The 13,742-nt window shown below is 61.2% G+C and carries 10 protein-coding genes and 1 pseudogene; 7 read left to right on the top strand and 4 right to left on the bottom strand.

Annotated elements, in window-relative coordinates; translation table 11 throughout:
• The first annotated feature begins 6 nt into the window (after positions 1-6).
• Positions 7-495 carry a hypothetical protein gene (locus IF803_RS33655; RefSeq protein WP_411783826.1) on the top strand — a complete coding sequence of 163 codons (489 nt, stop codon included), beginning with the start codon at positions 7-9 and terminating at the stop codon, positions 493-495.
• A 17-nt stretch (positions 496-512) separates the two neighbouring features.
• Here the strand turns inward: IF803_RS33655 and IF803_RS33650 are convergent, their stop codons facing one another.
• Positions 513-1,985 carry a hypothetical protein gene (locus tag IF803_RS33650; RefSeq protein ID WP_461195070.1) on the bottom strand — a complete coding sequence of 491 codons (1,473 nt, stop codon included), beginning with the start codon at positions 1,983-1,985 and terminating at the stop codon, positions 513-515.
• 172 nt (positions 1,986-2,157) lie between these two features.
• The gene (locus IF803_RS33645) at positions 2,158-3,390 is read right to left on the bottom strand and encodes a glycosyltransferase family protein (RefSeq protein WP_411783824.1); all 1,233 of its coding nucleotides are present in this window, start codon (positions 3,388-3,390) and stop codon (positions 2,158-2,160) included.
• Between the two features lie 468 nt (positions 3,391-3,858).
• On the opposite strand from IF803_RS33645, the gene wecB reads away from it, so the two are divergent.
• From wecB to IF803_RS33620, 5 genes are all read left to right on the top strand, one after another.
• Entirely contained in the window at positions 3,859-5,076 is a 1,218-nt protein-coding gene (wecB, locus tag IF803_RS33640; protein WP_411783823.1) for a non-hydrolyzing UDP-N-acetylglucosamine 2-epimerase, read from the top strand.
• Between the two features lie 12 nt (positions 5,077-5,088).
• On the top strand, positions 5,089-7,296 hold the full coding sequence (locus IF803_RS33635; protein ID WP_461195069.1) for a GumC family protein: 2,208 nt from the start codon (positions 5,089-5,091) through the stop codon (positions 7,294-7,296).
• A gap of 4 nt (positions 7,297-7,300) precedes the next feature.
• Positions 7,301-8,287, top strand: coding sequence for a glycosyltransferase family 2 protein (locus IF803_RS33630; protein WP_461195068.1), 987 nt, complete (start codon positions 7,301-7,303; stop codon positions 8,285-8,287).
• Positions 8,288-8,291: 4 nt separating this feature from the next.
• Positions 8,292-9,272 (top strand): WecB/TagA/CpsF family glycosyltransferase, encoded by a 981-nt coding sequence (locus IF803_RS33625; protein ID WP_461195067.1) that lies wholly within the window; start codon positions 8,292-8,294, stop codon positions 9,270-9,272.
• A gap of 74 nt (positions 9,273-9,346) precedes the next feature.
• On the top strand, positions 9,347-9,790 hold the full coding sequence (locus IF803_RS33620; RefSeq protein WP_461195066.1) for a hypothetical protein: 444 nt from the start codon (positions 9,347-9,349) through the stop codon (positions 9,788-9,790).
• Positions 9,791-9,948: 158 nt separating this feature from the next.
• Here the strand turns inward: IF803_RS33620 and IF803_RS33615 are convergent, their stop codons facing one another.
• Positions 9,949-11,514 (bottom strand): winged helix-turn-helix domain-containing tetratricopeptide repeat protein, encoded by a 1,566-nt coding sequence (locus IF803_RS33615; RefSeq protein ID WP_461195065.1) that lies wholly within the window; start codon positions 11,512-11,514, stop codon positions 9,949-9,951.
• Positions 11,515-11,750: 236 nt separating this feature from the next.
• Between IF803_RS33615 and IF803_RS33610 the strand changes: the two genes are divergently transcribed.
• The gene (locus IF803_RS33610; protein ID WP_461195063.1) at positions 11,751-13,343 is read left to right on the top strand and encodes a gamma-glutamyltransferase family protein; all 1,593 of its coding nucleotides are present in this window, start codon (positions 11,751-11,753) and stop codon (positions 13,341-13,343) included.
• 54 nt (positions 13,344-13,397) lie between these two features.
• Here the strand turns inward: IF803_RS33610 and IF803_RS33605 are convergent.
• Positions 13,398-13,742: pseudogene (locus IF803_RS33605) on the bottom strand (TetR/AcrR family transcriptional regulator); the annotation flags it as partial.

Here is a 13,742-nt window from a genome sequence, read left to right as displayed (position 1 = left end):
ACGCCCATGACCTCCTTTGAGCGCTTCCTGATTAACTTGGACACGTGGCCCGCCGGGGCATTTCTGAGGATCGGCCTCGGCCTTTGCATTCTGCCGGTCTTCCGACTGCTGTCAGGCGGCGACGATCGTATCGTGGTCGCGTTGACGATGTTTCTCGCCCTGCTGCTCGCGCTTCGCCTTGGTCCAGCCGTGTGCCGACGTGTTCTTCCGTTTTCGCGCGAAGCGAAAGATCTGTGGTTCAAGCGTCGCAATCTTGGCAAGAGGTACGACTCCTACCAGTGGCAAAAGCTCTTCTGGATGGGGCTGGGCATGCTGCCCTACGCGCTGATCTCTGGAGGATTGGGGCGCGGGGAAATTGTGCTGCTTACGATCTGTACGATCGGCGGCGGAGCAGGGCTGCTGCTTTGGCGTAGGACCGGCCAGCTCAGCGTCGGTGCCGCCACTGCGAAAGCGACGAAGTTGCCGCCGGCCGCGGTCGCGTCGACGCCGCCCTAGGACCGGGCCGCCCTATATTACGGGAGCTTGCGGCACTCGGTGAACCTGTCGCCGTCCGGCGTTTCCGTCCTCTCGAGGCAATGGGCCTTATCGGTAACCTTGCCGGCTACGACAAAGTCGTAGGCCTGGTTTTTGAAGACCAGCACGTAACGGCCGGGCGAGAGGACGAGATCGGGGCTCACTGGCTGCAGCTCGACCATCTCGCGGTTTTCAGGGACCGGCGCTACGGTCAGGTCGACGGAAACGGACCGGATCGCCCAGGCATCGTTGGCCATAGCGACTGCCGGTGACGACGGTGTTCGTGCGACCTGGGCGAGAATGCGCAACTGTGCGTTGTCGGGCGCGCTTGTCATAAGCTCACGCTGATACGCGACAAACGAAAGCGGCCCGTGCGGCACCACAGCGGTGCCCGGCTTCGTGGTCAATACCGACACGGCGATCCGGCTGTCGGGAAGCCGGATGTTCATCGGCTCGAGTCGGATCATCCGCCCGTTGCTTGACGCAAAAATCCCATATGTCGTCGGCAGTGAACGTGCGGGTGGTACGGTTGCAGCTGCTTCGATCGGAGCACGATGTACGAAAGTGGCAATTGCCGGCTTCAGCTTGCGTCTGCTTTGCGGTGGCGGCTGAACGGGCGTCGCGTTCGAATGGCTGACAACCTGGGGTGCTGTGCTGAACAGGGATGCAACATTGCCCCGCATGAGCATTCCGGTCCCAATCGCCAGCAGAACCGTTGTTGGAGCGAGGAACCATACAAAGTTGCGCACTTTCCATTCGCTGGTGACCGAACGTCGGTCCCGCGGCGAGCTCTGAAGTTCTTCGGCGATCAGCTTCTCGATTAGTATCGTCTGCTGTTCCCGCACCGCGACGCTCGCCTCGGCAGTGCTGCTGTGCACGGGCGGTAGACGGATTGACGCCGGTGGCACCGAGTTCGGACCTGGGTCCGCGGCCGGACTGAATCCCTCTCCTTCATCTGCCTCAGTCGTGTACAAGGCTACGGCTGAGCCGGCATGCGAGTCCGGTGGCGCTGGCTGCGGGCGGTTGTCGGATTCCTCCGCTGAAACATCGTTTGGATCGGCCGCAGGGGGGACGGGCTCGTCGTCTGGTCCGGCATCGGGCCGAGACACGTTCGTCCGGCGTCCGATGTTCTCCGCGGCCTCATTCAGGCGCCGACTGACCTCATCCTGCGGGAGCACAATCGGCTGCAGGGGTTGCTCCAGGTCAAGGAGCGGATGAGCTTCATCCGTCGGTCCACCCTTCGGCGAGCTCGGATCCTCGCCAAGGACCGTCGGATGCTCGTCGGTCGGACTGTCTGGCGGTCCGGCGGGATCGCGCTCCGGATTTGCGGGCTCGCGCAGGCGGGCTTCGACGAATTGCGTCCAGGCGCCACGCCGTCGCAGAGGTGCAGCAAGCCTGTCTGCCTGACGTGGCAAAGGCGGCGCATTCAGGATGGCCGCTTGAGCCGAGGGAAGCTGACTGGAGCGTTTCATGCCTGGATACGCAGCTTGACGTTTGTCCACCGTTGCGGACGTTCGCGACACCCTTGCGATCATATGATCGAGATCGCCTACCTGCTGGGATGTAGCAGCCGCCGCTTAACAGGGCGTTAACCATAAACCGGCGGAAATGCCGCATTGCTCCGTACCACCCGAGGTGACGATTTCAGGCGGCTGCTGGCAGCTCAAAGGATCCGGCGATCTGGCGCAGACGGTTGGCTCGTGCGCTCATCAGGTCGGTGTGAGCAATACCGAGGATGTCGAATACCGTCTGTATGCGGTAGAGCCAATCGTGCCTCAGCGCGGCTTCCCGGACGTTTGCGTTCTGAACCGCTCGCAGTCGCGCCGGCTCTGCGTCCAGCGCTTCGAGGATCTGGCAAATGTGCGGCGAATCGAAGGGCACATGAATGACGGCATCGGGCCAGTCGAACTGCCGTGCAAACTCTTCGGTGCGGGGCGCTTCTCCGACCATCACTGCCCCGGCTGCAGCACCTTCATAATAGCGAGCGGAAATCTCGTCTCGGCCCGCCGTGAACTCCGGGTTGTTGACGTGGCTGCGATTGGCAATGAAATAGCGGCTGCGCTGGAGGATATTCGCAATCATGATGCGGTGTTCTTCCGGATTGTCGACCCGGAACGTTCTTTCCTTCCGGTTCGAACCGCTCGCCGCCACAGTGTCGTAGTAGTAGAAGAAGCGCTCTCTCTCGGCGCCGGCCAGCAACGCGGCGTGGGTCGTCGCCGAACGACGTCCGATGTTGCACACGGCGATCGATCGCTGCTGCTCGGGCTTCGGCGCGAACCGCTCCACGTCGACCGCCAGCGGCAGATAGCTGCACGGTCGACCCGCTATGCGCGCGATCTGCGGTGCGCAGTGATGCAGGCCGACGAATATATGATCAAATCCGGACAGGAGCTCGATCAGATACTCCGGGATATCGTCTGCCCAGACTTCTGTGATGAAGCATGCGGCCTTGCGACACCGCTTGCGCCAGTCGGGAATCGCGGCGAGCGCGTGGAGTTGATACGCATTGCTGAAGATCGGAAAGAACAGTTCGTAATCGCGTTGCAGCCGCAGCTGCGGCGGGGAGGGTGCCAGCACGTCTGCCAGTTTGGTCGATCCTGATGCAAGGCGCGTCCATTTGTAGACTCGCCGCGAGAACTCCAGTGCAGCACGATCTCGAACATCGAACCGATCGGCGCGCGTCATCGCCGCCAGATTGTCCTCAAACTCATAGCTGAGGCAAAATGCGACAAGATCGGAAATCCGACGCTGCGAGAGGAGTAAAACCTTGCCTTCCACGAGGCGCTGCCTCCGATCTATCAAATGCCGGAAAAGTGCCGGCCACACGACTTCCGGAATCCCCCGACCAGCAGCGGGTTGCGCGGTGATCGTCGTCACGAACGGTGCCAATCAACGTAAGTCCATACGCTATTTAATCTTGTTTTGTCCAAGTTTTCCCGAAATTGGATAATGCGAGCCTGTCATTGAAGTTCATTGCACGCGCATGGGCATTCTCGCCGAGCCGTTGCGAATGCAAGCACGAGGATGCATCGACGAATGCGCGTTAACCTGGAGAAGTTAAATCTGGAACTCGCTGACAGTTGCGAAGAAGGTCAGCGGACAACGATTGAGTGCGCGTTAACCCGAAAAAGTTAAATCTGGAACCGCCTGACAACAGCCGGCTTCGATGATGCGCAACGCGCTCTGCGGCAACCGCGAGAATTAGCTATAAATTTCATTTAACATGCGCCGAGCCCACGTTGGCGATGAACGCGTCGGGAAAATCCGGTAGCGTGCCGCATCATTTCGACACGGCAAGAATATTCAACACGGCAAAATTTTTGAACACAGGCGGCGTCGGGCTTCATGCGTATTCTTAGCGTATTTGGTACTCGTCCAGAGGCGATCAAAATGGCACCGCTTGTGCTGGCGCTGGGCGAAGCAGAAGGAATTGAAACGCGCGTCTGCGTGACGGGCCAGCATCGTCAGATGCTCGACGATGTGATGTCGGCGTTCTCGTTGAAGGCTGACTACGACCTGAACATCATGCGACCGAACCAGTCGTTGAGCGAAGTGTTCAGTGCGGTCATGACCGGAATCGATCCGATCATCGCCGACTACAATCCGGACTACGTTCTTGTGCAGGGCGACACCGCAACCAGTACGGCGGCTGCACTTGCCGCGTTCTTCCGGTCGGTCAGTGTCGGGCACGTCGAGGCGGGATTGCGAACCGGCAATCTCATGAGCCCGTGGCCGGAGGAAGCCAATCGGCGGGTCACTGCGGTCGTTACGACGAGGCATTATGCGCCGACGTCGCGTGCGCGTTCTGCCCTGCTGAAGGAAGGCTATCCACCAGAGGCCGTCATTGTCACCGGCAATACCGTGATCGACGGGCTGCTTCGCATGGCCGCAAATATCGCTCAACCGGGTGAGCTTCGCCGGTCGCTCGAGGTGAAATACTCATGGCTCGATACGTCGAAGCGACTTGTTCTCGTGACCGGACACCGGCGCGAGAGCTTTGGATCCGGGTTCCGGCAAATCTGCGAGGCATTGAAGACGATCAGTCGGCGGGACGACATTCAGATCGTGTATCCCGTTCATCTGAATCCGAACGTGCGCGGGCCGGTATTTGATCATCTGCGCGATGCGTCGAATATCTTCCTGATCGAACCCTTGAACTATCCCGAGTTCGTCTACCTCATGACGCGCTCGTATCTCATCCTCACCGATTCCGGTGGAATTCAGGAGGAGGCACCGGCGCTTCGCAAGCCCGTGCTCGTCATGCGAGATACCAGCGAGCGCATGGAGGCCGTTGACGCCGGCGTAGCTCGCCTGGTCACCACCGACCCGGCTCGCATTGTTGCAGGCGTCGAGCGCCTGCTCGATGTGCCAGCGGAGCACGAAGCCATGTCTCTCGGTGCCAATCCGTTCGGTGACGGGCGCGCCAGCAAACTGATCGTGCATGATCTTCTGAATGTCCGTCGGCCGCAACGTCCAACTGATCACATCACGGGCGTCAATCTTTTGCCGAATGCCGAGATGCATTCGCGGCCGACACCACCGCTCTCCCAACCGGCGTACTGATCAAACGAAGCCATGGACACCAGAACCAATCAATTGGTCATTCAGGAATACGGCCAGCCGCTTGCGGAAGACTACGGTCCGCCATCGGTGGCCCGGCCGACGTTCGGCTTGTGGGACGTCGTTGACGTTCTGCGCCGCGAATGGCGGTTGCCCGTTATCGGACTGTTGATTGGGCTGGCGGTCGCCGTGGCTTCGGTTGTTGTCATGAAGGCGCCCTACAAGAGCAGTGCGCGCATCCTCATCGATCGAAGTCTCAATCGTTATCTGCAGACCAACAAGATCGTGGATCAGCCGACGATGGACGAAGTCGAGGTCGGCAGTCAGCTTTACGTACTCTCATCCGACAGGGTCCTGCTTCCGGTTATTCGCACGCTGGGTCTGGCCAGTGATAGCGAGTTTGCCGGGCGATCTGCGCTTGGCAGCGCCACAGACGGGAACTCCAGCACGGCGGAAGCCACTACGGCCGCCGAACGAGCTGCTCTCGAATCTCTGTTGAAGCGCGTGACAGTTGCGCGAGAGGATGTCGCCAACGTTATCAATGTGACGGTCGAGTCGCAGAGTGCGGAGAAGGCCGCGAAGATCGCCAACGGCATCGTGGATAGCTATCTCGCGTCCCTGCAGGACGCAAAATTGAAGTCGACGCAGAAGGTGAGCGGATGGCTGCAGGAGCGGCTCATCGAGCTGAAGAAGCAGGTAGCCGACGCGGACAAGGCGCTGCAGGACTTCAAGACGGCTAACAACCTCAGCAGCACTGGCGCGCAGGATACCGAGCTCCTGGCAAGTCTGAATACCCAGCTGATGAATGCCAAGTTCGCGGCAGTCGAGGCAAAGGAGCGCCTCGACCGTATCAAGCGGACAGAGGCAAACGGGATTCCGTCAGCCGTGTCGACGGATGCGCTATTCAACGACAAGCGGGCGGCAGTCATCAACTTCGCGCTCAACAACAGCGAACTTGCACGTCTCCGCACGCAAAAGCGCGACCTTGCGTCTCGCCTTGCGGAAATGGAAGCTCGCGTCGGTCGCAAGCACGCGGCTGTCGTCAAGCTTCGTGCGCAACTCAACAGCGTTGACGCCGCCATTCGGTCCGACGAGGGTCGCATTACCGATTCCTACGCCAGCGAATACGAAGTCGCCAAGGCACGACAGACCGAACTCGAAGACACGGCCGCAAAGCTTTCCGCGGAGACCGGAAGCCGGCTGCGCGAACTCGAGAGCGCCGCCGAGGCGCTGCGCAATCTTTATAGTGGCTTCCTGCAAAAGCATAAGGAGATCGAGGCGGCGCAGGCTGAGACGCTTCCGGCCCAGAGTGCGCAGATCATCGCAAGAGCAGTTCCGCCGCTGACAAAGAGTTCCAAGAAGACCCTCATCGTGGCGGCAGGCAGCATTTTTCTTGGCCTGTTTCTCGGCATAGGCTCTGCCTTCGGACGTGAATGGATGGCGGACGTATTCCGTACGCCCAAGGCTGTCGAACAGGTGACCGAAACACGGTGCATCGGACTGCCCTTCGTCTACGCTGGTCAATTGCCAATCGAGGAGCATGTCCTTGCTGCTCCCTTCTCGCGCTTCGCGGAAGGTCTTCGCAATGTGAAGGCGATGCTCGACCGTTCGTCCGCCTCGACCGGGGGCAAGGTCATCGGCGTCGTGTCGGCGGTTTCGAAAGAGGGAAAGACTGTCGTTGCCGCCAATCTTGCCGCGCTCATATTGTCGTCCTCTGGGTCGCGCACGCTGTTGATCGATGCCGACCTTCATCTCCGGAATCTCACGACTGCACTTTCCCCGGATGCGAAGGTCGGGCTTTTCGAAGCGCTGGAGGAGCCCTCTCGTCTTGACGAGTTTGTTTGCAAGCGGCCGCATTCGGGGCTGGATGTCCTGCCAAATGCGTGCACGGTCAGGATTCCAAACGCCGCAGAGCTCCTGGGCTCGCAGGAAATGGAAAACCTGCTCGCCGTTGCACGGAAATCCTATGACTACATCGTGGTGGAGGTGGCGCCGATCATGTCGGTGGTCGATGCTAGGCTGATCGAGCGCTTCATCGATGAGTTCGTCTTCGTTGTGGAATGCGGTCAGACCAAGCGTACGAGCGTGCTCGAAGCCTTGTCGGTGACGCAGCTCATCCGTGAGCGCGTGTCGACCATCGTTCTCAACCAGATCGACCCTCTTGAGCTCAGGACCATCGAAGCAAGAAATGGGGTCAGGTCCGAAGGATATTACCGGGAGTAGGGCTGTGGACGAGCTTAACAGTGCTTCAGGGTCTCCGCGCAACCCGGCGCCGCGCAGGTATGCGCTGATTTCGCCCTGCCGGGATGAGGGACCCTACCTCCGCCGCACGCTGGACAGCGTGGCTGCACAGTCGGTGCCGCCTGCGCTGTGGATCGTCGTTGACGACGGATCTACCGACGAGACGCCACGGATCCTGGAAGAGTATGCGGCGCGATTGCCTTATCTGCGCGTCGTGCGCCGCCAGGACCGAGGCCACCGGAGGGTGGGGCCCGGCGTGATTGAGGCGTTTTATGATGGTCTCGATCAAGTGCCGCTCGGCGACTTCGGCTATTTGTGCAAGCTTGATATGGATCTCGACCTGCCGACTCGCTACTTCGAACTGCTGATGCAGCGAATGGAGGGCAATCCACGTATCGGAACGACCTCCGGCAAACCCTGGTTCGTTCATCCCCAAACCGGCGATCTCGTGCCCGAGGTCTGCGGCGATGAAATGTCGGTTGGAATGACGAAATTCTATCGCGTTGCGTGCTTCGAGCAGATCGGGGGATTCGTGCGACAGGTCATGTGGGATGGCATCGATTGCCACCGCGCCAGAATGCTGGGCTGGATCGCCGAGAGCGTCGATTCAGAACCAATCCGGTTCGTCCACCTTCGTCCGCAAGGTGCCAGCCAGAACAGCATCTGGGCGGGCAGAATTCGTGCTGGCTTCGGTCAGTATTTCATGGGCACCTCGCCGTTTTACTATCTGGCGGTGGCGGCCTCCCGTCTTCGTGCGCACCCAATGTTCATCGGAAGCATCGCGATGCTTTGGGGTTACTTCAGCAGTTGGGCAAAGGGGTTGCCGCGCTACAATGACCCCGAGTTCAGACGTTTTCTTCGTACCTATCAGCACGCGTGCCTGAGACTGGGTAAACGAGCTGCCACGGCTCGCCTGGACGCCGAGCAAGTGGCTCGGTGGCAAGCCAGCCGGCAATCGCCGCAGGGAAGTTGAGCAGATGACGGAACACGTAAGCCTATTGGGCGTCGAATTTGATGCGGTTACGCTCGATCAGGCGGCGCAGCGCTGTGTCGATATCTGTCGCCGCTCGAACAATTCTCACATCGTCATGACGATCAATGCGTCACATCTCTGCATGGTGCGGCGAGACGTGGAGTTGGCGCACGCATGTTCCGCGGCCGATATGACGGTCGCAGACGGTATGCCAGTGGTCTGGGCAATACGGGCGTCAGGTCAACACATGCCGGAACGCGTGGCCGGCATCGATCTGATGGAAGGACTCTTAAGGGCTGCTGCGTCCAACGGACTTTGTGTCTATTTTCTAGGGGCGCATCAGGAAGTCGTCGAAAAGCTCGTGCGCGTCTGCGAGGCGCGCTTTCCGCAACTGAAGATCGCTGGTTTCCGGAACGGCTACTTCGGTCCGGATGAGCACGAAATGATCGTCGATGAGATACGCGCCAGCGGCGCCCACATTCTCTTTATCGGCTTGCCGTCCCCGTTCAAGGAGGTGTGGAGCGAGCGCTATCGGGATCGGCTGCAAGTTCCTGTCATCCTGGGTGTCGGCGGCAGCTTCGACGTCTTGGCCGGCTTCATCAGGCGCGCTCCTCGGCTATTCCAATCGCTCGGTCTCGAGTGGTTCTGGCGGCTGACGATGGAGCCGCGCAAATTATGGCGGCGATATCTTTCCACCAACAGCGAGTTCATCTGGCTGGCGCTCCGCGAAGTGGTGGCGCGCAGGACTTACGCCGCCCGTCCGGAGAGAGCGATCGCCGGATCGGCAAGCGTAGTGCGGAGAGACGCCCGAATAGTGGTTTCGGAACGCAGGGTAGCTGATCGGCGAATTCTTGTCAGGCGAAGGAGCAACGTGCGGGATTCGCAGGTTCCGATACCCGATCGCCGGCGCGGCGTAGAGCGACGTATCTCAGAGCGTCGGGCACGGACGGCTAATGCTCCCCGGGGTATCGAGGTGAGTGCCTGACGTATCGAGGATCACTGATCCCAAGCAGGCAGCTAGGCGATTCGCTTCATGGCGCAAGCGCGGGAAGCATCAAAGTGATTAAACCGCCAAGCAGCACCGATTCCTTCGGGTACGATAACGCAGACCATCCTATCGTCGTTAAGCTAAAGCCTGATGTGTACGTATTTGGGTACGAGTTTTGCCACGTTCTGCAAACGCTGATCAAACACGGCTGCGTGCCCGCTGAGCTCATCTATGAGGACGGCGGGGCGCTCATCCTTATTTTTGATCCCAATGAGAAGAAAGCGGAACTATGGTCAGGATGGTGGAGGTGCGACAAACCCGACGTTTACTCCATCATCGAACCAGAGCATCGCGGGCTCGTGGGTGAAATATTCGAAACCACGGACGCCTTCTTGGAGTTTTCCAATTCTCAATCTCCTCAGATTGAGCTGATCCCAGGTCAGATCCAAAAGATTCAAAGATCAGACGCTGCGTTTTTCCGCGGAGACGCTCCCCTTCGTCCTCGATCTCTATAAAGAACTGCTTTCGCACAGCGCGCATTGGAAGCGTTTGCGATTCGATATTGGGCGAAAGATTGCAGAAGTTGCCGTGGATTCTCTGGGTGTGGGGAAAGGCGGTAGCGCTCCCCCGCTACCACGGGCCTCGAATTGCCCTACGCCATATTCCGATCGGCTCAGCCCGATAGGCCGGCCTTGCGCAAGCCGTCGAGGAAGTGCTCGCGATCGACTGAATTTCTGTACCTTTCGGCCCGCGCTCGAACGAGATCGAGGGTGTTCGCCGGCGGCGTTGCGCCGTTCGCGCTCATTTCACGACAACGTTCCGTGACGAACGCTTCGGCTTCGGATCGCGCTTCGCTGTGCCGACCCATCTGCGCATAACAGGCGGCAAGCAGACTGTGCGACCAGCGGTCGGGGGATCGCGCCTCCATCAGCGTCTTGGCTGCTTCATCGTACCGGCGCCCCGAATAGAGCGCGAGCGCGTGGTACCAGTGGTACAGATTGGGCGGGAAGGGATTCAGTCGTTTGGCCGCACCGATCCATGTGAGTGCCTCTCGCCACCGTCCCCAGTAGACCAAAATGTTCGCGAGGACGGCGGCGACATCGGCGTCGTTTGGATTGAGCGCCAGAGCCCGGCTGAAATGGATTTCAGCCTTGGCATCCTCGCGACGCAGGAACAGCAATTGCGCGAAGACGCCATGGGCCCAGGCGTCGCCGCCGTCGATGTCGAGTGCGATCTCGATCTCGCTCAGTGCGTCGTCGAGCTTCGCCGTGCCGGGCGATTCGAGAAACACGTCGCAGACGATCGTCCAGGCAATGTTGACGTGAGCGCGGGCATATTGCGGATCGAGCGTGACTGCGTCCCGGAAAAACTGCCTGGCTTCCGCCATGCCCTTCACGGTCAATTGACGCCATCGCTCGTTGCCCAGCAGAACCAGGTCATACGCGGTAATGTTCGGGGTCGGCTTGCGTCTGGCGATCTCGCGGCCGGCGTCCTCGAGCCGGCCCGGAAGGGCTGCGACGATTGCGCGGACGATCTCGTCCTGCAGGGCGAAGACGTCTTCGAGTTCGCGGTCGTAGCGCTCGGTCCAGAGATTGTAACCGCTCGCGCCATCGAGAAGCTGGACGGTCACCCGCATCCGGCTGCCGATCTTGCGCACGCTTCCTTCGGCCACGTACCTGACGCCGAGTTCGCGGCCGACCTGCTTGATCTCGGGCGTCTTGCCCTTGTAGGCGAAGCTGGAGTGGCGGGCGACAACGAACAGCGAGCGGAAGCGCGACAGTTCGGCGATGATGTCTCCCGTGATTCCGTCGGAAAAATATTCCTGCGCGGGATCGCCGCTGAGATTCGAGAACGGCAGCACTGCAAGCGACGGCCCATCGGGCACTGTTATTGCCGGCGAGGTGGGCAGGCCGGCGCCGGATTCGACAGCGACCAGTGGCCCGACATAGCGGTAGCCGCGGCGCGGCAGGGTCTCGATCCAGGTCGCACCGCCCGCGACGTCGGCAAATACCCGCCGCAGAGCGGCGATCTGCACCGTCAGGTTGCTCTCCTCGATCGCAAGGCCCGGCCAGGCCGCCTGCATCAATGCGTCCTTGGAAACCGGCGTTCCGGCCTGCTCGACGAGCAGCCGAAGCAGCGTCACCGCGCGCCGCCCGAGCGCGACCGGTTCGGACTCTCGAAACAACATCACGGCTTCCGCGTCGAGGCGGTAGGGGCCGAATTCGTGGATCGTCGCCATGGTTCGGGAGACTACATTTTTTGCATCTTTTTCGGAACAGATTCAGGACCTCCGGGAATTCGGCGACCCGCCCCGCTGCCGCTGACACGCAGCTTTGCGCGGCCGATTTCCGCTTTCGCTTCGATCCGCCTCGCGCGGCACTCCGCTAGCAGAGTTCGCGCCGCCGCGGCTGTGCGACGGCTTGACAATGTAAGTAAGAATATTATTACAAATTGCAGTTTTCGGAGAACGCGTTCATGCTGCAGACCAAGCGAAGCTATAGCGGAATGGTGACCGCGCCGCATCACCTCGCGGCGCAGGCCGGGCTCGCCGTCCTTTCCGAGGGCGGCAATGCGGTCGAGGCGATGATTGCGTCCGCCGCCACGATCGCGGTGGTCTATCCGCATATGAACGGCCTTGGTGGCGACGGCTTCTGGCTGGTCGGCCGGGCGGGCTCTTCGCCGGTCGGAATCCAGGCGTGCGGACGGTCGGCGAAGGCCGCCAGCCGCGCCTGGTATCGCGAGCATGGCTGCAGCACCATCCCAAGCCGCGGACCGCTCGCGGCACTCACCGCTGCCGGGACCGTCGATGGCTGGCAGAAGGCCTATGAACTCAGTCGCGATCGCCACGGGGGACGCATGCCGTTGTCGCGGCTGCTCGAGCCTGCGATCGGCTACGCCGCCGATGGCGTCGCCGTGACCCAGACCCTGCACGACAACACCACGAAGAAGCGCGCTGAACTGCAGGATGTGCCTGGCTTTGCCGAAGTCTATCTGCCGCAGGGCGCTCCGCTTGCGGTCGGCACACGGTTGCGGCAGCCGCGCGTGGCAGACACGTTGCGGCAGCTGGCGCAAGCCGGCCTTTCCGATTTCTATCGCGGCGACCTGGCGCGTTCGATGGCGGCTGATCTCGAACGGCTCGGCAGCCCGCTCCGCCTATCCGATCTGGAGCAGCATCAAGCCTCACTGGTGACGCCGCTGTCGGTCGATGTGGCGGGGCACAAGGTGTTCAACATGCCGCCGCCGACGCAGGGCCTGGCCTCGCTGTTGATTCTTGCGCTCTATGCCCGGCGCATGGCGAGGGACGCGGACGGGGTCGATCATCTGCATCGGCTGGTCGAGAGCACGAAGGCGTCGTTCCGCATCCGCAATCGCTACGTGACCGATCCCGACTACATGGCGCGGTCGGCTGCCGGGTTTCTCACCGACGAGTCCATTGCGGCGCTCGACAAGACCGTCGCCGTCGATCATGCAGCGCGCTGGCCTGACCCGCCGGCCCAGGGCGATACGGTCTGGCTCGCTGCGACCGACCGGAACGGTCTTAGCGTCAGCTTCATTCAGAGCATCTATTGGGAGTTTGGCTCGGGCGTCATCCTGCCCCAAAGCGGGGTCACCTGGCAGAACCGTGGGACGAGCTTCGGTCTCGCCGAGACCGAAATCAACCGCCTGGAACCTGGGCGGCTGCCGTTCCACACCATTCAGCCCGCAATGGCTGAACTCAGCGATGGCCGGCTGTTGTCCTACGGCACGATGGGCGGCGAAGGGCAGCCGCAAACCCAGGCGGCGATCTTCACGCGCTACGCGTTGCACGGTCAGGACCTTCAGTCGACAGTGACCGCGCCGCGCTGGCTGCTCGGTCGCACATGGGGCGAGGAGAACAACAATCTCAAGATCGAATCGCGTTTCGATCCTGCCGTCGTCGATGCGCTGCGGGCGCTCGGCCACGACATCCAGGTGGTCGGTGCGTTCGAGGAATTCATGGGCCACGCCGGCGCAATCGTCTGGCACCCGGACGGACTGCTCGAGGGCGCCAGCGATCCCCGCAGCGACGGCGTCGTCGCTGCCCGGTGAGGCGAGCACCCTTAGCGCTCACCCGCAGGCTGTTCGGAATTTGCCGCGCGCGAGCTAGCGTGCGGCGCCGGCCGATGTTCTGGCTGCGGACGGTTTCCGTTTTCCCTCGCTTGCGGCCGCCGTCGCCGTCAACCAGGTCATGATCACGTCCAGCGCGTGGTGGCGACGCTTCTCCAGCCAGTCCGGCTCTCCCAGATCCTTGTCGAACATCGCCGACAGCGTGTAGCGGTTGGAGACATGAAAATAGCTCATGGCCGTGATCGTGACGTAGAGCTGAACCGGATCGACGTCGCTGCGGAACAGCCCGACAGCGAGGCCGCGGCGCAGGATGTTTTCGATGCTCGCGACCAAGGGCAGCGTGAGGTCGGCGATCTTGCGCGATTTGCGCAGGTTGCGCCC

This window comes from Bradyrhizobium sp. UFLA06-06, assembly GCF_054820065.1.
Note: the sequence above shows the minus strand (reverse complement) of the source record. Positions and strands in the feature narration are given on the sequence as shown.